Below are 19,050 nucleotides of genomic sequence, written 5' to 3'. Positions count from 1 at the left end.
CGGCCGTAGGGTCGGGGACCGATGGCGCTCCACCTGCACCGCGCCCCGCGGACCGACCTGCTCGCCGACGCGCTCGGCGACCTGCTGTCGACCCCGTTGGACGACCCGTTCGCCACCGAGCTCGTGCTGGTGCCGGCGCGCGGGGTGGAGCGGTGGCTGTCCCAGCGGCTCTCCCACCGGCTCGGCGCGTCCTCACAGGTCGACGGTGACGGCGTCTGCGCCGGGGTGGAGTTCCGGTTCCCCCGGTCGCTGGTCGCCGAGCTGACCGGCACCCGCGACGAGGACCCGTGGGCGGCCGCCGAGCTGGCCTGGCCACTCCTCTCGGTGCTCGACGCCTGTCTCGACGAGCCGTGGGCGGCCACCCTCGCCACCCACCTGGGTCACCGCGACACCGGCGACGAGGCGGAGTTCCGTCGCGGTCGCCGCTACGCCGTGGCCCGGCGGCTGGCCGGCCTGTTCGCGTCCTACGCCGCACAGCGGCCCCAGCTGCTGGCCGACTGGTCGGCGGGTGAGGCGACCGACGGCCTCGGCAGCCCGTTGGACCCCGACCTCGCCTGGCAGCCCCCGCTGTGGCGGGCGCTCACCGCCGCGGTCGACGCACCGGTCCCCGCGGTCCGGCACGCCGAGACGCTGGCCCGGCTGGCCGCGGGGCCGAGCGACCTGCCGCCGCGGGTGTCGTTGTTCGGCCACACCCGGATGCCGTCGACCGAGATCGAGCTGCTCCGGGCGCTCGCCGACCACCATGACCTACACCTGTGGTTGCCCCACCCCAGTGGTGACCTCTGGCACCGCCTGGCCGACCTGACCGCACCCACGACCCGGCGCGACGACGTCAGCCACCGCCGGGTCCGACACCCACTGCTGGCCTCGCTCGGCCGCGACCAGCGCGAGCTCCAGCGCAGCTTGGGCGCCGGCCACCACGGCGAGGAGGTCGCCGCCCCCGACCTCCCGGACACGCTGCTCGGCCGGTTGCAGTCAGACCTGCGCGCCGATGCCGTGCGGCCCGCGGGCCGCGTGCACGACCCGGCCGACCGGTCGGTCCAGGTGCACCGCTGCCACGGCCCGGCCCGCCAGGTCCAGGTGCTCCGCGAGGTGCTGCTCGGGCTGCTCGCCGATGATCCGACGCTGGAGCCGCGGGACATCCTGGTGATGTGCCCGGACATCGAGCACTACGCGCCCCTGATCACCGCCGCGTTCGGGCTGGGCGAAGTCGTCGAGGGTGGCCACCCCGCCCACCGGCTGCGGGTCCAGCTCGCCGACCGCGCCCTGTCCAGCACCAACCCGCTCCTGGGCGTCGCCGCCCAGCTGCTCGACCTCGCCGGCAGCCGCACCACGGCCAGCGCGGTCCTCGACCTGGCGCAGAGCCCGCCCGTACGCCGCCGGTTCGGCTTCGTGGACGACGATCTCGACACGCTCGCCGGCTGGGTCCGCGAGTCCGGGGTGCGGTGGGGGTTCGACGCCGAGCACCGCGAGCCGTTCGGGGTCCGCTACCTGCAGAACACCTGGCGCTTCGGCATCGACCGGGTGCTCACGGGCGTGGCGCTATCCGACGACTCGCAGACCTGGCTCGGCACGGCACTCCCGCTCGACGACGTCGGCAGCAACCGGGTGGAGCTGGCCGGCCGCTTCGCGGAATACGTCGACCGGCTGGTCGCCGCCACCGACGGGCTCAGCGGCACCCACCCGCTCACGGACTGGCTGTCCGGGCTGGTCGACGGCGTACTCGCGCTGACCCGAGTCGAGCGGGCCGACCAGTGGCAGGTCGGGCAGATGCAGCGCGAGCTCGCCCGGGTCGAGGTTGACGCCGGTGAAAGAGCCGCCAGCACGCTTCGGCTGGCCGACGTGCGGGCCATGCTCCAGGACCACCTCCAGGGCCGGCCGACCCGCGCCAACTTCCGGGCCGGCAGCCTCACCGTCTGCACGATGGTGCCGATGCGCTCGGTCCCACACCGGGTGGTCTGCCTGCTGGGGCTCGACGACGGGATCTTCCCGCGCCAGCGGATCGTCGACGGCGACGACGTCCTGGCCCGCAACCCGGTCACCGGCGAGCGGGACATCCGTTCGGAGGACCGCCAGCTCCTTCTCGACGCCATCGGTGCCGCCACCGAGCGCCTGGTCGTCACCTACACCGGCGCCGACCCGCACAGCGGACAGGACCGGCCGCCCGCCGTACCCCTCGGCGAGCTGCTCGACGCGCTCGACCGCACCACCGAGGCCCCCGTCCGCGACGCGGTCGTGGTCAAGCACCCGCTCCAGGCCTACGACGTCCGCAACGTCGAGCCCGGGCGCCTCGGTGTCCCGACCCCGTTCACCTTCGACCCCCAGATGCTGCGTGCTGCGGTCGCTGCGACCGGGCCGCGCACGCCACCGCCGCCGTTCCTCACCGCGCCGCTCGCCACCCCGGCGAGCACTCGCGCCGGAGCCGCCGACATCTCGCTGGACGATCTGGTCAGGTTCTTCAAGGACCCGGTCAAGGGGTTCTTCCGAGCCCTCGACCTCACCCTGCCGTGGGACGTCGACGCGGTCAGCGACGCGATGCCCGTGGAGATCGACACGCTCGACACCTGGGGCGTGGGGATGCGGATGCTCGAAGACATGCTGCGCGGCATCCACCCGGACACCGCGCGCGACATCGAGTGGCGACGTGGGGCGCTGCCGCCCGGCCAGCTCGGCTGGCGCAAGGCCACGGAGGTCCGCGAGACCGCGATGAACCTTGCCGTCGCCGCGCTCACCCACCGCCAGGTCGCGCCGCAGGCCTACGACGTCGACGTCCAGCTGCGCGGTGGGCGACGGCTCACCGGCACCGTCACCCCGGTCTACGGCGACCGGCTCGTCGCGGTGGGCTACTCCCGGCTCGACGGCAAGCACCTCCTCGAGTCCTGGGTGCGGCTGCTCGCCCTGGCCGCGGGACACCCGGACCACAACTGGACGGCGCTCACGATCGGCCGGGCGCCGCGCGGGAGCCAGGCCGCCCAGCGGCTGCTCGGGCCCGCTGCCACGGAGCCGCTCGGTCTGCTCAGCGACCTCGTCGACCTCTATGACCAAGGTCGCCAGGCGCCGCTGCAGCTGCCCCTGAAGACCTCGTTCGCATGGGCCTGCGCCGTGCGCCAGGGGCAGGACCCCCGGGCCGAGGCCCTCAAGAAGTGGAAGTCCAGCCGCTATCCGGGCGAGGACGCCGACCCGGCGCACGTCCGGGTCTGGGGCGAGCACGCCGACCTCGACGTGCTCACCGAGCTGCCGGCGCTGGCCGAGCGGCTGTGGTCTCCACTGCTCGACAGCGAGCGGGGGCCCCTGTGACCGCCACGGGCTCCTTCGAGCTGCTCGCCCCGCTGCCCGCCGGCCCGACCACCACGGTGCTGGAGGCGAGCGCGGGCACCGGCAAGACCTACGCCCTGGCCGCGCTCGTCACCCGCTACGTCGCCGAGGGCGAGGCGCAGCTCGACGACATGCTGCTCATCACCTTCAGCCGCGCGGCCAGCCAGGAGCTGCGCGAGCGGGTTCGCGACCAGCTGGTCCGGGCCGCCGAGGCGCTCGAGGACCCCTCGCTCGCCGACGACGACCTGCTCACCCACCTCGTCACCGGCACCGAGGACGAGCTCGCGGCCCGGAGGCTGCGGCTGCGCGACGCCCTGGCCGGCTTCGACGCCGCGACCATCGCGACCACCCACCAGTTCTGCCAGCTGGTGCTGCGCTCGCTCGGCGTCGCCGGTGACACCGACGCCGGCGTCACGCTGGTCGAAAGCCTCGAGGAGCTGGTGAGCGAGGTCGTCGACGACCTCTACCTCCAGCGGTTCGGCGACGACCGCGACACCCCGGTGATGACCCGCGCCCAGGCGCTGGAGCTCGCCCACGACGTCGTGCGCAACCCGCGCGCCCGGCTGACCCCGGTCGACCCGCCCGCGGACACCAAGGCGGCCACTCGCCGCGGCTTCGCCGACGACGTGCTCCGCGAGCTCGAGCGGCGCAAGCGCCTGCTCGGCATCCTGGGCTTCGACGACCTGCTGTCCCGGCTGGCCGTCGCGCTCGAGGCCGAGGACGCCCCTGCCCGCGAGCGGATGCGCCGACGCTGGTCGATCGTCATGGTCGACGAGTTCCAGGACACCGACCCGGTGCAGTGGGAGGTGATCGAGCGCGCCTTCGTCGGCCAGGTGACGCTGGTGCTGATCGGCGACCCGAAGCAGGCGATCTACGCCTTCCGCGGCGGCGATGTCGTCACCTACCTGCGCGCCCGCGAGCGTGCCGACGCGCTGCTCACCCTCGACACCAACTACCGCAGCGACGCGCCCCTGGTGCAGCGCCTGCTGCGGGTCCTCGGCGGCGCCGCGCTGGGCCACGACGACATCGTGGTGCGCGAGGTCGAGGCGCGGCAGACCGCCCACCGGCTCGCCGGCGCCCCCCACAACGACCCGTTCCGGCTGCGCGTGGTCTCGCGCGACTCTTTCGGCATCCGCGGCACGCGGACCATCCCGATGGACGACCTACGGCCCTTCGTCGCTCATGACCTGGCCGCCGACGTCAAGGCGCTGCTGGCCTCCGAGGCGACCTACGACGGGCGCCCGGTGCGGGCCCGCGACATCGCGGTGATCGTGGAGAGCCACCGCGACGCCCGGGCCTGCCGCGACGCGCTCGCCGAGGCCGGCGTACCCGCCGTCTACACCGGCGACACCGACGTGTTCGCCTCCCAGGCCGCGGCTGACTGGCAGTGCCTGCTCGAGGCGTTCGAGCAGCCCGGACGTTCCGGGCTGGTCCGGGCGGCAGCGACCACGATGTTCTTCGGCCGCACCGCGGCCGAGCTCGCGACCGACCCCGTTCTCACCGACGACACCGCGGAGACGCTGCGTCGGTGGGCCGACCACGCCAGGGCCCGCGGGATCGCGGCCGTCCTCGAGGCCGCCTACGTCGCGGGGATGGCCGAGCGGGTCCTCTCCCGCTGGGGGGGCGAGCGCCACCTCACCGACGTCGAGCACCTAACCCAGCTGCTCCACGAGGTCGCCCACCGCGACGGGCTCGGGCTGCCGGCGCTGCTGCAGTGGCTGCGCCACCAGCGTGAGCAGCGGGCCGGGGCCGCGGAGCGCAACCGTCGTCTCGACAGCGACGCGGCCGCGGTGCAGATCATGACGGTGTGGGTGAGCAAGGGCCTGCAATACCCACTCGTCTACCTGCCCTTCGCGTTCAACCGCAACGTCCGGATGGGCGAGGCCGTGCTCTACCACGAGGCCGACGGCACCCGCTGTCTCGACATCGGCGGTGCCGGGGGTCCCGGCTACTCCCAGGTCACGACCAAGGGCCGTGCCGAGATGGCCGGCGACGACATCCGGCTGACCTACGTCGCGCTCACCCGAGCCCAGTCACAGGTCGTGGCCTGGTGGGCGCCGTCGTGGGACGAGGTCAACGGGGGGCTGTCCCGGCTGCTGCGGGGCCGAGTGCTCAACCAGGCCGAGGTTCCCGACTCCCTGCCGGCCAAGGTCGACGACGCCGCCGTCCTGGACCACCTGCGCAAGTGGGAGGCCGCCGGCGGACCCCACCTCGAGCGCGCGGAGCCGGCAGCTGACGTCCCCCAGCCGGCCGGAGCCGCGGCGCCTACCGATCTCGGCGTACGCCGTTTCGACCGGTCCATCGACGTCGCCTGGCGCCGCACGTCCTACTCAGCGCTGGTCCGGGCCGCGGAGGAGACCGGCGGAGTCACCTCGGAGCCCGACCTGTCGGTGCGCGCCGACGAGCTCGCCGGCGAGCTCGCGAGCCTGACCGACGACGAGGCGCAGATCGCCACCGAGCCGCCGGGCGAGCAGCCCGACGGTCTGCCCTCGCCGATGGCCGAGCTGCCGTCCGGCGCGGCGTTCGGCTCGCTCGTGCACGGCGTCCTCGAGCTCGCCGACCCCCACGCCGGTGACCTCGAGGCCGAGCTGCGGCGGCACATCGAGGACCAGCGCGTCTGGTGGCCCGTGGACACGCCCACCGACGAGCTGGCCAGGGCGCTGGTGCCCCTCCACCACACCTCGCTCGGGCCGCTCGCGGGCGGGCTCACGCTCGGCGAGATCGGCCTGGCCGACCGGCTGTGCGAGCTCGACTTCGAGATCCCGCTGGCCGGCGGCGACCGCGCCCCTCGCGTCGAGGTGTCCCTGGCCGACGTGGGCGTGCTGCTCGACCAGCACCTCGCCGATGACGACCCGCTGCGCCCCTACGCCGCCCGGTTGCGGTCGCCCGGCCTGGGCGCCCAGTCCCTGCGCGGCTACCTCTCCGGCTCGATCGACGTGGTGCTGCGGGTGCCGGGCGCTGCCGAGGGTGACAGCGTGCCGCGCTACCTGGTGGTGGACTACAAGACCAACTGGCTGGGCCCGGCCGAGGCGCCGCTCACCGCGGCGGCCTACTCGCGCGACCGGCTCGCCGAGGCGATGCTCCACTCCGACTACCCGTTGCAGGCGCTGCTCTACGTCTTGGTGGTCCACCGCTACCTGCGCTGGCGGCAGCCGGGCTACGACCCCGCCGTTCACCTGGGCGGCGTGCTCTACCTCTACGTCCGCGGCATGTGCGGGCCCGAGACGCCCGAGCACGGCGGCCACCCCGCCGGCGTGTTCTCCTGGCAGCCGCCCACCTCGCTGGTCACCTCACTGTCCGACCTGCTGGACGGCCGGCCATGACCCTGCTGAGCGCCGAGATCGACGACCCGCACGACCCGCGGCTGGCCGCCGGCGCGGCCGGTCTGCTGCGGACCTTCAACCAGGCCGGGGTCCTCGACGTCTCCGACGTCCACGTCGCCCGCCGGCTGTGCGTGCTCACAGGCGAGGAGGACCCACTGGTCGCGCTCGCGGTCGCGTTCGTGGTCCGGGCCGTGCGCGGCGGCTCGGTCTGCGTCGACCTCGGCTCGGTCGCCGACCCCGAGCTCGATGAGCTGCCCTGGCCGCAGCTCGACGCCTGGCACGCCGCCGTCCTGGCGAGCGGCCTGACGTCGGGCGACAAGCCGGTGCTGCGGGTGCTCGAGGGCGACGACGCCCGGCTGCTCTATCTCGACCGCTACTGGCGGGAGGAGGAGCAGGTCCACGGCGACCTCGTCGGCCGCCCGGCCGGTGGCCACCAGCCCGACGAGACGTGGCTGGCCGCCGCACTCGACCGGGTGTTCCCCGCAGCGGGCTACGACGAGCAGCGCGCCGCCGCCCGGGTGGCCCTGACCCACGCCACGACCGTGCTCACCGGTGGCCCCGGCACCGGCAAGACGACGACGGTCGCGGCCCTGCTCGCCCTGTGCGCCGAGCAGGCGGAGCTGGCCGGCGACCCACCGCTTCGGATCGCTCTCGCCGCACCCACCGGCAAGGCGGCCGCGCGTCTCCAGCAGGCGGTGGAGCACGAGGTCGCCGACCTGCCCGCCGCCGACCAGGCCCGGCTCGCCGGCGTCCGTGCGGTCACCCTCCACCGGCTGCTCGGCGCCCGCCCCGACACCTCGTCGCGGTTCCGCCACCACCGCGACAACCGGCTCCCGCACGACGTGGTCGTGGTCGACGAGACCTCGATGGTGTCGCTGACGATGATGGCCCGGCTGCTCGAGGCCGTCCGGGGCGGCAGCCGGCTGATCCTGGTGGGCGACCCGTTCCAGCTCGCGTCGGTGGAGGCCGGCGCCGTGCTGGCCGACCTGGTCGACGCCGTGCAGCAGAAGACCCGGATCGCGGTCGCCGCGCTGGTCACCTCCCACCGCTTCGGGGAGTCGATCGGTGGGCTGGCCGAGGCCGTCCGCCGGGGAGACGCCGACGAGGCCGTTGCGCTGCTGGAGGCCGGCGGTGACCACCTGGCCCTGATCGACGTCCCCGACCCGGCCGCCGCGATCCGGGGCCTGGTCGCGCCACACGCGCTCGAGGTGGTCAGGGCCGCCGAGCGCGGCGATGCCCCCCTGGCCCTGTCGCTCCTGGAGCAGAGGCGGCTGCTCTGCGCCCACCGCGAGGGCCCCTACGGCGTACGCCACTGGAACACACAGGTCGAGCGCTGGCTCGGCGAGGACACCGGTGAGCCGATCTGGTCTAGCTGGTACGCCGGCCGGCCGCTGCTGGTCACCGCCAACGACTACGGCATCGGCATCTACAACGGCGACGTCGGGGTCGCCGTCCGGCCACCCAGCGCCAGTGCGTCTCGCGCGCTGCGGGCCGCGATCGACGCGAGCACCGGTCTCCTCGACCTGGCCACCAGCCGGGTGGCGCAGGTCGAGACCATGCACGCGCTGACCATCCACAAGAGCCAGGGCAGCCAGGCCGACGAGGTCGTCGTGGTGCTGCCGCCCCCCGAGTCCCGCCTGCTCACCCGCGAGCTCTTCTACACCGCCGTCACCAGAGCCCGCACCCGGGTGGTCGTCGTGGGCTCGCCGGAAGACGTACGCGCGGCGATCCAGCGCCGAGCCGTGCGCGCGACCGGTCTCCGGCAGCGGCTGGCCGGCCCGTCCACCCCCTGACCACCCCGAAACCTCTTCGACACGGGGCTCACGTAGCGTGATCGCGTGCCCTACCTCCTGCGCGTGGAGCTCCCCGACGTCCCCGGTTCGTTGGGGCGCGTGGCGACCGCGATCGGTGAGGCCGGCGGCGACATCGAGGCCATCGAGATCGTCGAGAAGCGCCACGACGACGGCACCGCTGTCGACGACGTGCTGCTCGAGATGCAGGGTGGCGCCATGCCGGACTCCATCGTCTCGGCGTGCAACAGGCTCGACGGCGTGCAGGTGCTGTGGATCAACCGCTACGCCGCCGGCGGCAACCTGTTCCTCGACCTCGAGGCCGTCGAGGAGCTGACCACCGACCCCGAGAAGGCTCTCGACCGGGTCGTCGACCTGTTGCCGGACGTGTTCCGCGCCGACTGGGCGGTGCGGGTGCACCGGCTGCACGGAGTCACCCAGCGCACCGGGGCGGCCCCCGCGGACCTGCCGTTCGTCGAGCTCGAGACCGCCGCCCGCGTCGACCTGGACGGTGACGAGGTCAACATCTACGCCGGCGCTCGCATCGACGGCAACGAGCTCATCGTGCTCGGCCGCCGCGGCGGACCCGAGTTCGTCGACGCCGAGCTGGCCCGGCTGAGCCACCTGGTGTCGTTGGCCGCCTCGTTGTCGCGGCCGTAGCTTCTTCCGTCCCAGCCGCAGCTTGCGAGGTCTCGTGACGGTCGCTGCGCGACCTCCTCGACCACCGCCACTCGCTAGCTCGCTGCGCTCGCTGCGCTCGTTACCCGCTCGAGCAGGAACACCGGGATCTCCCGGTCCGTCTTCTCCTGGTAGTCCGCGTAGGGCGCGAACTGCGCCACCGCGCGTTCCCACCATTCGGCCCGCTCCTCGCCCTCGGCGAGACGTGCGACGTACTCGTGCGGCTCGGGGCCGTCCTGGAGGTCGACCCGCGGGTTGGCGAGGAAGTTGTGGTACCACTCCGGGTGGTCGGGGGCGCCGCCGTAGGACGCGATCGCCGCGTAGACACCGTCGTGCTCGACGCGCATCACCGGGTTCTTCCGGAGCTTGCCGCTCTGGTGGCCGACCGAGGTGATCACCACGATCGGCCACTCCGGGCGGCCACGGAGGATGTTGGCCCGCTCGCCGCCCGAGGCCTCGTACTCCTCGACCTGGTCGCGGACCCACTTCGCCGCGCTGGGCTCGTACTCGCCTTGCAGGGTCATGACAGTCCGGAACCCGATCGGCCCCCGGGGCATTCCTCTACTGCTCGACGCGCAAGCCGGGGGTGGTGTCGAACCAGTCGCCGGTCGTCGCCGCCGGGTCGCCGTCGTCCCAGTGGGCCGCCTTGAACTTCCGTGTCGAGGCGTAGCTGGTGATGTAGCCCCTGCCGTCGAGGAAGCGCGAGCACCGGTTGGGCAGCTTGTACTTGATGAGGTCCTTGTCGAAGTCCGGCTTGATCTTGATGCCGCGGCACTTCTCGGCGTGGTAGCCGTCGAACTCGTCATCGGGCCCGAACACCCAGTTGACCTTCCTGATCTTGCCCTTCTCGTTGATCCGCAGCTCGAGGAAGTTGCCGTATCGGGGCGAGAACGGGTCGTCGTTCGGCTGGTTGTAGAACTGGACGAACAGCCGGAGCCGCTTCTGGCGACGCAGGTCCTTGAAGCGCAGCTTGGCGGTCGCCCCTCTGCTGTTGTAGGTCACCGTGAGGGACTTCATGTCGATGTCCTTGTGGACGACGTCGAACTCAGAGGTGTCCTGGACGGTCTCGCGGCCGGCGTTCGCCGGCGCCGGGACCAGGGCGAGCGAGGCGGCCAGCACCAAGGCCGCCAACCGAGAGATGCGCATGGGCCACGGTAGTACGGAAGTGGCCCTCAGCGGACGCCGCGGATCCGGGTCACGAACACCGAGCCGAGCACGCTGGCGAGGAACGCGACGGCGTAGACGACGAGGTAGCCGGTCGAGAACCCCTCGCCGTCGGTGTCGACGGCACCACCGGTGGCCTCCACTACCGCCAGCAGGACACCCGCCAGCACCGGTGCGAAGACCTGGGGCAGGGCGTTGGCGATGTTGATGACGCCCAGGTCCTTGGCCCGGTCCTCCGCCCCGGGCAGCACCTCGGTGATCAGGGCGAAGTCCACCGAGGTGTAGATGCCGTAGGAGCACCCCATCACCGCCGCGGCCGCGACCGCCATCGGCCAGCTCTGGCCGGCGCCCAGCAGCAGCGACGCGGACCCGGCCACCAGGCCGGACCAGATGACGAAGACCTTGCGCCGCCCGAGCCGGTCGCTCCAGGCCCCGAACACGACCGTTGTCAGCACCAGGGTCCCGGCGTAGATGGCGGTGAGGGTGAAGACCCGGTCCTCGGCCTGGTCGGAGGTGAAGCCGAGCACGTCCTGGAGGAAGTAGAGGAGGTAGAGCAGGCCCAGCGCGTTGCCGAGGTTGACCAGGAACCGGGTCAGCCAGGCCCAGGCGAAGTCCGGGTGCTCGCGCGGCGAGATCCAGAACGAGCGCAGGAAGCGGCCGGCGTCGAAGGGCTCGCGATACGCCACCGGCAGCGCGGCGTCGTTGGCGTTGAAGCAGAACGGGGCCACCGTCAGGAGCAGGAACGCCGCCGTCGCGAGGTAGCCGGTGGCGATGCTGCCGGTGGCGGCCGCGATGCCCGTCCCGCCGACCACCCCGATGGTCTGCGCGACCGCGACGATGCCACCCACCCGGCCGCGCCGCGAGACCGGGACCTGGTCGGGGATCATCGCGGTCACCGCGGCGAGCAGCGCGTTGAGCGACGCCTGTACGCCGCACCAGCCGACGACCATCCACCACACGCTGTCGGCTGCGGACAGGAACGCGAGGGCCAGAGCGCCGCCGAGCGCGCCGCCGATGATCCACGGCAGCCGCCGACCGGCCCGCAGCGTCGTCCGGTCCGAGAACGCCCCCGCGACCGGGTTGCAGATCACGGAGGTGAGCGCACCGAGCCCGGTGACGAGCGCGAGCACCTGCTCCTTGTTGGCGGGGTCGATCGCCTCGGCCTGCTGGGCGAGCAGCACCTGGATCGGGCCGAAGAACCCGGCCCACAGCCCGATGCTCGCGACGGTCAGCAGGCCGACCCAGCGCGCGCCCGGGTTGTCGGTGGGCTCGGCCAGCGCCCGCGGCAGCGCAGTGGGGGTGCTCACCGGGACATTCACCCACAACCGCCGGGACTACGGTGAGCAATCGTGAGTGCCCTAGACGGAGTGTCGGAGACCTTCGACCCGCAGGCCTGGGACGACGTCCCCGGCTTCACGGACCTGACCGACCTGACCTACCACCGGGCGAAGGCCCACGGCACCGTCCGGATCGCCTTCGACCGGCCCGACGTCCTCAACGCGTTCCGGCCGCACACCGTCGACGAGCTGCTCCGGGTGCTCGAGCACGCCCGGACCTCCAGCGACGTCGGCTGCGTGCTGCTCACCGGCAACGGGCCGAGCAGCAAGAACGGCAAGCGGTCCTTCTGCACCGGCGGTGACCAGCGGATCAGGGGACGCACCGGCTATCAGTACGCCGAGGGCGAGACCGCCGAGACCGTGGACAAGGCCAAGCTCGGGCGGCTGCACATCCTGGAGTGCCAGCGGCTCATCCGGTTCATGCCCAAGATCGTCATCTGCGTCGTGCCCGGCTGGACGGCCGGCGGCGGCCACAGCCTGCACGTGGTCTGCGACCTGACGATCGCCAGCGCCGAGCACGCGCGGTTCAAGCAGACCGACGCGGACGTCGGCTCCTTCGACGGCGGGTTCGGGTCTGCCTACCTCGCCCGCCAGGTCGGCCAGAAGTTCGCCCGCGAGATCTTCTTCCTCGGCCAGGAGTACTCCGCCGACGACGGCGTCCGGATGGGCGCGGTCAACAGGGCGGTGCCGCACGCCGAGCTCGAGGCGACGGCGCTGGAGTGGGGCCGGCTGGTCAACGGCAAGTCCCCGACCGCTCAGCGGATGCTGAAGTACTCCTTCAACCTCATCGACGACGGCCTGGTCGGCCAGCAGCTGTTCGCCGGCGAGACCACGCGCCTGGCCTACATGACCGACGAGGCCGCCGAGGGTCGCGACCAGTTCCTGGAGAAGCGCGAGCCGGACTGGTCGCCGTTCCCTTGGTACTACTGAACGTCCGCGCGCATGTGCGGCGTCAGCCGCAGGCCTGCCGAGCGACAGAGTGGCCGATCAGGTACGCGTCGTCCATGGCGTCCCGGAAGTGGATCCCGCCCCAGATGCGGGACATGAACGCGTCGTGCTCGAGCGTGTCCAGGCTGCTGTACGTGCGCCGGGAGCCGGCGCCGTTCAGGGTCAGCGGGATGTCACCCAGGTGGCAGCGAACCGTCTCGGCGAACGCGCCGGTCAGCGTCCCGTGGCCGCTCGGCCAGTCGGGGTAAGGCGGGACGGGCAGCACCGGCGTCCAGTCGGGCACCGGTTGGGTGAGCGGGTCTCCGTCGTCGGAGGTGATCGCCGCCGTCGGACGCCAGAATCCCTCGGTGAGCTTGTGACGCCAGGTCTGGCGCATGCCCTCGGCCGTGGCGCGATCCAGGTCCGCGAAGAGGTCGGTGGTTTCCTGAAGTCTCAGCGGATGCGCCCGGAGGTGGGCGATCAGCGCGTTGCGGTAGAGCGCGAAGGCCGGGACGTTGAAGAACGTCGCGGTCGCCGCCTTGTCAGGGTCCGCGCCGGCCCGGCCCTCGTCCCGGACCTCGGCCAGGTCGGCGCGGTAGGCGGGGCTGCCGACGGGGTCGGGGCCGTCGACGACAACCGGGCGGCCTCCGGCGATCCGGTCGACGAAGCCGTACCACGGCACAGCCATCGGCCGTGGGTCCGCCCAGACCCCGATGCCTGGCTGTCTGCTGTAGACGATCGTCGGGTCCCCCCGCCCATCGTCGGCGCGCGAGGCGATCACTGCGGCAGCGGCCTCCGCCCCGATAGCGACTCCGGCGTCCTGTGCGGGACCGTCGGGGACGTCGGAGAGGCTCTCGTCGAGCTTGGCGTCGAGGGTGCCGGCCGACGCCGGGAAGTACTCCGCGAGGACGTCGTGGGCGGCACGGGCCACCGCCGCGGCCTCGGAGGAGCTCGCGGTCTTGAGTGACTTCCCGACCGCCCTGTCGACCGCCGTGCTCGTGAACGACAGGTACATGCCCTGGGCTGGCGAGAACGGCACCGTGGTCAAAGCGGTGGCCTGCCAGACAAGCGCGATCTCCGCGGGTTCAAGCGGCTCTGCGGCCGCTCCCTCCGTGCCGGGAACGGCGACGAAGACGAGCCCGGCGGCGACGGCTGCTGATGTGAGGACAGCCACTCGGCGATGTATGAGGTTCATGCGTTTCTCCTTCTGTGAAGTCTGGGCCGCCCGCGTGACCTGGCGGCTACTTCTGGATCTGGATGGAGTCGAGGACCTGCTGCAGCTCGGCCATCTCCTCCGGAGACATGCCGCCGGGCCGGTAGTGGCTGGTGAACACCGCGCGTTCGCCGTCCACGTCGACGACGTAGATCCTGAGCAGGCCGTCGGGGGCCAGCCACAGGTAGTTCTTGGGTCCGTTGAGCCAGATCTGGACTCCGGTCCCGGGCCCCACGAAGCAGTCCCTGGTCTGCAGACGGTCGGGGACCCGCAGGTCGACCCGGGTCGCGGGGTATCCGCCCAGGGTGGTCTCCACGGTGGTCTTGGCCGGGCCGGTCTGGGCGAGCAGCGCGTCGACCAGGTCCTCGACGCCGGGGCCGACCTGGACCTCGGCGCCCTTTTCGCCGCTACAGGCATCGGCGTAGATCTTGGTCACCACGAACGGTTGGATACCGAACTCGTCGTCCTGTTCGCTGTTGGTGTCGAACAGGTTGCCCTCTCGGACCCTCCAGTCCTCCGGGAAGGTGATGGTGAAGTCCACCGCCGACCACATGCTCCTCGGCACCAGGTAGGTCCCCGGTCCGACCACCCCGTCCTCGCTCGGCAGCGACCGCGGCGGCTGGTCGACCACGGGGGGCGCGCCGGAGTCGTCGCGGTCGAAGGTCCGCAGGCCGCCCAGCGCCCCGAGCAGCACGACCACGACTGCCGCCGCGGCCCAGACGGTCTGGGTCCGGCGGCGCCGGACGCCCCGGCGCTCGATGGGCTCGAACTGCGGCGGTTCGACGGCCTCGGACGCGACGTGGGCGATGTCGGAGCGAAGCAGCCGGTCGAGGTCAACCACGGTGAGCCTCCTCACTGGAGTCGGGAAGGTCAGCGAGCAGGACGGCCAGCGCAGCTCGTCCTCGAGAGAGCCGGGACTTGACCGTCCCGACGCTGGCACCCGTGGCGCCGGCCACCTCGTGGATCGGGAGGTCGGCCAGGTAGAACAGGGCGATCGCCTCGCGCTGTGCCGTCGGCAGTCTGCGCAGAGCGGCCATCAACGCCATCCGTTCGTCGTCGAGCGCCGGCGGGCCGGCTCTGTCGTGCTCCCGGTGCACGAGCCGCATGCTCCTGCGGTGGCGCGTGCGGCTCACGTTGACCGCCACCGTCCGCAGCCAGGCCTCCGGGTTGTCCAGCCGCGCGAACGTGCGCTGGTGCTGCACGGCTCGGGCGAAGGCCTCGGCAACGACCTCCTCCGCCTCGGTCAGGTCGCCGCACACGGCGTACAGCTGTCCGACCAGGCGACGGTACGACGCCTCGAAGACAGCGCGCACGGTCTGCACGTCGGCGGTGCGTGGCACACCAACGACCGGTTGCATCGGGTGCGCGACCATCACGGCCTACTTCTGGATCTGAATGGAGTCGAGGACCTCTTGCAGCTCGGTCTGGTCCTCCTGGGAAGTATGCGCGGGCCGGTACTGGCTGGTGAACACCGCGCGTTCGCCGTCCACGTCGACGACGTAGATCCTGAGCAGGCCGTCGGGGGCCAGCCACAGGTAGTTCGTGGGTCCGTTGAGCCAGATCTGGACTCCGGTCCCGGGCCCCACGAAGCAGTCCCTGGTCTGCAGACGGTCGGGGACCCGCAGGTCGACCCGGGTCGCGGGGTATCCGCCCAGGGTGGTCTCCACGGTGGTCTTGGCCGGGCCGGTCTGGGCGAGCAGCGCGTCGACCAGGTCCTCGACGCCGGGGCCGACCTGGACCTCGGCGCCCTTTTCGCCGCTACAGGCATCGGCGTAGATCTTGGTCACCACGAACGGTTGGATACCGAACTCGTCGTCCTGTTCGCTGTTGGTGTCGAACAGGTTGCCCTCTCGGACCCTCCAGTCCTCCGGGAAGGTGATGGTGAAGTCCACCGCCGACCACATGCTCCTCGGCACCAGGTAGGTCCCCGGTCCGACCACCCCGTCCTCGCTCGGCAGCGGGGCCACCGCGGCCGACGACGTCTGCGAGGTTTCAGCAGGTGGTGTCACCTGCGGAGCACCAGCATCTGCGTCGCCTCGGCACGCGGACAGGGTCGCGGTCAGCAGCAGGCCGCACACGACGGCGCCTGCGGGTGAGGGTGGCGTTCCCCGGAATGGCTTCCATGTCATGCCCCCACGACCAGCCAAGGGGCTGAAAGGTTGCATGGATCTTCTTCGTCAGGTCGTGCATCCTTTCGGGCGACTCGGCAGTCGTGTGGTCATGAACCTGAACCTCCGACTGGGGACGGTGTCGGTGCGCGGCGGGCCCGAGCTGGCCGGCCTGCTGCTGGTTGTCAGCCTGGCCGGATGCGGGGGCGACTCCGAGCCTTCGGCGGCGGCACCTGTGCGCTCAGCGTCGCCGCCGGCGGGGGCGACAGCCTCCACCACACTCCTCTCGATCCCCGAGTGGGATGCCCAGGATGAAGGTGCGCACGTACCGATCGAGCCGGGCACCTATCTGATCCCGAGCTCGGACTGGTCGGTCGCGAGCTTCACGGTCACCTTCCCGGAAGGCTGGACGGTGCAGTACGGCCACGTGTACGCCAAGCACTCCGATCAGCCTGACGAGTTCGGGTTCTACGGAGTCGTGGTCGAGGAGATCTTCGCGGACACGTGCCGAGGAGAAGGCGGACCGACCAGGGCCGTCGGGCCAGGCGTGGACGCCCTCGTCACCGCCTTGCGGGAGCAGAAGGGCGGGGCGCTGACGACGAATGTCACGGAGACTACGTTCGGCGGCTACCCAGCGACCCGCCTCGACCTCAGGATCCCGGAGCGCCTTGATCTCAGCAGGTGCCAGATGGCCGAGTACGGGTTCACCGGGCTCCAGGTCTGGTACAGCGAGCCCACGGACAAGTACTTCGTCCTCCTCCCCGGTGGCGCCGCGACGGTGTACGTCGTCGACGTGGAAGGAGAGCGCCAGGTGTTCCTGACGCAGGTCGGCAACCCCGACTCGGAGGCCGACCTGGCCGAGCTCGAGACGGTGCTGGACTCGATCGACATCGAAGGACAGACGGCTCCTGGGTGAGCAGCGCCCTCGGTTGTACCGGGGCCAGACCTATCCTGTCTCGGTGTTGGACCTGATGACGCTCGTCGCGGAGGGCGCGGTCGTCTGCCCGCGCTGTGGCGCCGTCCTCGGGGCGGACACGGGTGGCTGGCGCTGCTCCAACACCGCCTGTGCCCACGCCACCGACCTGTTCCCGGTCGTCGCGGGCGTGCCGGCCCTGGTCGACTTCGAGCACAGCGTCCTCTCGGCCGAGTCGCTCACGGCCACCTCGGCCGCCTCCCTGGTCACTCGCCCGGACCGTCCCGGCGTCGTCAAGCGGATGCTCCACCCGGCCAACAAGCAGGCCCCGCGGCTCGCCGGCCGGATGGTCGACCTGCTGCTGGCCGACGCCGCCGCGACCGGCCGCCGCCCACGCATCCTGGTCATCGGTGGCGGCACGGTGGGCGACGGGTTGGAGGCGTTGTACGCCGACCAAAGGGTCGATCTGGTCGCCTTCGACGTCTACGCCAGCGCCAACGTCCAGCTGGTCGCCGACGGTCACCGCATCCCGTTCGCCGATGGGGTTGTGGACGGCGTGATCATCCAGGCCGTGCTCGAGCACGTCCTCGAGCCGACCGTGGTCGTCGGCGAGATCGGGCGCGTGCTGCGCGACGGTGGCCTGGTCTACGCCGACACGCCCTTCATGCAGCAGGTGCACGAGGGGGCCTACGACTTCACCCGCTTCACCGAGTCCGGCCACCGCTACCTGTTCCGCGAGTTCGAGGAGGTGGAGAGCGGCCAGGTGGCGGGCGCGGGGACCTCGCTGCGGTGGTCGGTGAACTACTTCGTCCGAGCGCTCACGCGGTCCGCCACGCTCGGCCGGCTGGCCGGCCTGGCGTTCTTCTGGCTGAGCCACCTCGACCGGTTCCTGGACCCGAGACACTCGCTCGACGGCGCCAACAGCGTCTTCTTCCTGGGCCGCAAGGGCGGGCCGGCGATGACGCCGCCGGACGCCATCGCGCACTACCACGGCGGGATGTGATGTCGCACCGATGAAGGTGGTCGTCCTCACCGGAGCCGGCATCTCCGCGGAGAGCGGGGTGCCGACGTTCCGCGACGCCGACGGCCTGTGGGAGGGCCACCGGGTCGAGGACGTGGCGACGCCGGAGGCCTTCGCCCGCGACCCGGCCACGGTCCAGCGGTTCTACGACGCCCGCCGCGCCGCTCTCGCCGCGGTCGAGCCCAACCCGGCGCACAGGGCCCTGGCCCGGCTCGAGCAGTGGCTGCACGACGACCTGCTGGTCGTGACCCAGAACATCGACGACCTCCACGAGCGCGCCGGGTCGACCCGAGTCCTGCACATGCACGGTGAGCTGCTCTCCGCGCTGTGCGGGGCCTGCGAGACGCGCACGCCGTGGCATGACGACCTCGGCCACGGGCCGGAGTGCCCGCAGTGCGCGGCCGCCGACCTACGGCCGGACGTGGTCTGGTTCGGCGAGGTGCCCTACGAGATGGAACGCATCTTCGACGCCCTGGAGGTCTGTGACCTGTTCGTGTCGATCGGCACCTCGGGCGCGGTCTACCCGGCCGCCGGCTTCGTCAGGGCCGCCCGCGCCTACGGCGCCCGGACCCTGGAGCTCAACCTCAAGCCCAGCGAGGGCAGCCTGTTCTTCCACGAGTCGAGGCAGGGGCCGGCCGGCCTGCTCGTGCCCGCATGGGTGGACGAGCTGCTCGCCTGAGGCGGTTACGGTGCGGGTATGACGAAGCTGGTCGCACTGCTCACGCTCCTCACCCTCGCACTCGGCTCCGCAGCCGGTCCGGCTTCGGCCGCGGAGCGCAAGGTGCCCAGCCGCGAGCAATGGCTCAAGGACGTCAGCAAGGTGATGAAGGGCTCGGGTGCCTACCTGCGTGAGCGCACCGAGTCCGGCGACACCGGCCTCGCGGTCAACTTCGACATCGACAACTCCTCGATCGCGTCCTACTACGACGGCCCCCAGGCCGGCGCGATCCCCCGGATCCTCAAGTTCGCCACCGTCGCCCAGGGACTCGGCGTCGCCCTGGTCTTCAACACCGGACGACTCAATGTCCAGCGTCAGCGCACCCGCACCCAGCTCAGCGACGCCGGATACGACGTCGCGGCCCTGTGCATGCGGAGGAAGGGCGAAACGATCCGGCACGGCAAGCAGCGCTGCCGCAACCGCTTCATCGCGGCCGGCTACACCCTGATCGCCAACGTGGGAAACAACCCGACGGACTTCACCGGCGACGGTTACGAGAAGGCCTACCGGCTCCCCAACTACGGCGGCGAGCTCGGCTAGGGG

16 protein-coding genes are annotated in these 19,050 nt (G+C 72.0%); 9 read left to right on the top strand and 7 right to left on the bottom strand.

Features of this window, described 5'->3' with window-relative positions; genetic code table 11:
• Positions 1–21 precede the first annotated feature (21 nt).
• From recC to ACYVC6_RS04135, 4 genes are read left to right on the top strand one after another with little or no spacing between them, the layout of a single operon-like run.
• Positions 22–3,297 (top strand): exodeoxyribonuclease V subunit gamma, encoded by a 3,276-nt coding sequence (gene recC / locus ACYVC6_RS04150; protein WP_460711257.1) that lies wholly within the window; start codon positions 22–24, stop codon positions 3,295–3,297.
• Positions 3,294–6,638: a UvrD-helicase domain-containing protein gene (locus tag ACYVC6_RS04145; protein WP_460711255.1), complete on the top strand. Its 3,345-nt coding sequence runs from the start codon at positions 3,294–3,296 to the stop codon at positions 6,636–6,638. Before recC ends, ACYVC6_RS04145 begins: the two co-directional genes overlap by 4 nt.
• Positions 6,635–8,431 carry an exodeoxyribonuclease V subunit alpha gene (gene recD / locus ACYVC6_RS04140; RefSeq protein WP_460711253.1) on the top strand — a complete coding sequence of 599 codons (1,797 nt, stop codon included), beginning with the start codon at positions 6,635–6,637 and terminating at the stop codon, positions 8,429–8,431. The genes ACYVC6_RS04145 and recD overlap by 4 nt, the downstream gene beginning before the upstream one ends.
• Before the next feature lie 45 nt (positions 8,432–8,476).
• Entirely contained in the window at positions 8,477–9,088 is a 612-nt protein-coding gene (locus ACYVC6_RS04135; RefSeq protein WP_460711251.1) for an ACT domain-containing protein, read from the top strand.
• A 74-nt stretch (positions 9,089–9,162) separates the two neighbouring features.
• Here ACYVC6_RS04135 and ACYVC6_RS04130 read toward each other — a convergent pair whose 3' ends face one another.
• The 3 genes from ACYVC6_RS04130 to ACYVC6_RS04120 are packed head-to-tail and all read right to left on the bottom strand — an operon-like array spanning position 9,163 to position 11,577.
• Positions 9,163–9,630, bottom strand: coding sequence for a nitroreductase family deazaflavin-dependent oxidoreductase (locus ACYVC6_RS04130; protein ID WP_460711249.1), 468 nt, complete (start codon positions 9,628–9,630; stop codon positions 9,163–9,165).
• A 37-nt stretch (positions 9,631–9,667) separates the two neighbouring features.
• A complete protein-coding gene (locus ACYVC6_RS04125; protein WP_460711247.1) occupies positions 9,668–10,252 on the bottom strand; it encodes a hypothetical protein in 585 nt (194 codons plus the stop codon).
• Positions 10,253–10,278: 26 nt separating this feature from the next.
• Positions 10,279–11,577: an MFS transporter gene (locus ACYVC6_RS04120; RefSeq protein WP_460711245.1), complete on the bottom strand. Its 1,299-nt coding sequence runs from the start codon at positions 11,575–11,577 to the stop codon at positions 10,279–10,281.
• A 42-nt stretch (positions 11,578–11,619) separates the two neighbouring features.
• Here ACYVC6_RS04120 and ACYVC6_RS04115 point away from each other — a divergent pair, with 42 nt between their 5' ends.
• Positions 11,620–12,537: a 1,4-dihydroxy-2-naphthoyl-CoA synthase gene (locus tag ACYVC6_RS04115; protein WP_460711242.1), complete on the top strand. Its 918-nt coding sequence runs from the start codon at positions 11,620–11,622 to the stop codon at positions 12,535–12,537.
• A gap of 22 nt (positions 12,538–12,559) precedes the next feature.
• On the opposite strand, the gene ACYVC6_RS04110 is transcribed toward ACYVC6_RS04115, so the two are convergent.
• From ACYVC6_RS04110 to ACYVC6_RS04095, 4 genes are read right to left on the bottom strand one after another with little or no spacing between them, the layout of a single operon-like run.
• Positions 12,560–13,729, bottom strand: coding sequence for a vanadium-dependent haloperoxidase (locus ACYVC6_RS04110; RefSeq protein WP_460711240.1), 1,170 nt, complete (start codon positions 13,727–13,729; stop codon positions 12,560–12,562).
• Between the two features lie 46 nt (positions 13,730–13,775).
• Positions 13,776–14,588 carry a hypothetical protein gene (locus ACYVC6_RS04105; RefSeq protein WP_460711238.1) on the bottom strand — a complete coding sequence of 271 codons (813 nt, stop codon included), beginning with the start codon at positions 14,586–14,588 and terminating at the stop codon, positions 13,776–13,778.
• Positions 14,581–15,120, bottom strand: coding sequence for an RNA polymerase sigma factor (locus ACYVC6_RS04100; protein ID WP_460713303.1), 540 nt, complete (start codon positions 15,118–15,120; stop codon positions 14,581–14,583). The genes ACYVC6_RS04105 and ACYVC6_RS04100 overlap by 8 nt, the downstream gene beginning before the upstream one ends.
• 6 nt (positions 15,121–15,126) lie before the next feature.
• Positions 15,127–15,756 (bottom strand): hypothetical protein, encoded by a 630-nt coding sequence (locus ACYVC6_RS04095; RefSeq protein ID WP_460711236.1) that lies wholly within the window; start codon positions 15,754–15,756, stop codon positions 15,127–15,129.
• A 211-nt stretch (positions 15,757–15,967) separates the two neighbouring features.
• On the opposite strand from ACYVC6_RS04095, the gene ACYVC6_RS04090 reads away from it, so the two are divergent.
• The 4 genes from ACYVC6_RS04090 to ACYVC6_RS04075 are packed head-to-tail and all read left to right on the top strand — an operon-like array spanning position 15,968 to position 19,047.
• The gene (locus tag ACYVC6_RS04090; protein ID WP_460711234.1) at positions 15,968–16,771 is read left to right on the top strand and encodes a hypothetical protein; all 804 of its coding nucleotides are present in this window, start codon (positions 15,968–15,970) and stop codon (positions 16,769–16,771) included.
• Between the two features lie 43 nt (positions 16,772–16,814).
• Entirely contained in the window at positions 16,815–17,771 is a 957-nt protein-coding gene (locus ACYVC6_RS04085) for a class I SAM-dependent methyltransferase (protein ID WP_460711232.1), read from the top strand.
• Positions 17,772–17,781: 10 nt separating this feature from the next.
• Positions 17,782–18,468 (top strand): NAD-dependent deacylase, encoded by a 687-nt coding sequence (locus tag ACYVC6_RS04080; RefSeq protein WP_460711230.1) that lies wholly within the window; start codon positions 17,782–17,784, stop codon positions 18,466–18,468.
• A gap of 18 nt (positions 18,469–18,486) precedes the next feature.
• A complete protein-coding gene (locus ACYVC6_RS04075) occupies positions 18,487–19,047 on the top strand; it encodes an HAD family acid phosphatase (protein WP_460711228.1) in 561 nt (186 codons plus the stop codon).
• The last annotated feature ends 3 nt before the right edge of the window (positions 19,048–19,050 follow it).

It is taken from the genome of Nocardioides dilutus (assembly GCF_054779555.1).
This window is presented reverse-complemented; position numbering and strand designations above follow the sequence as displayed.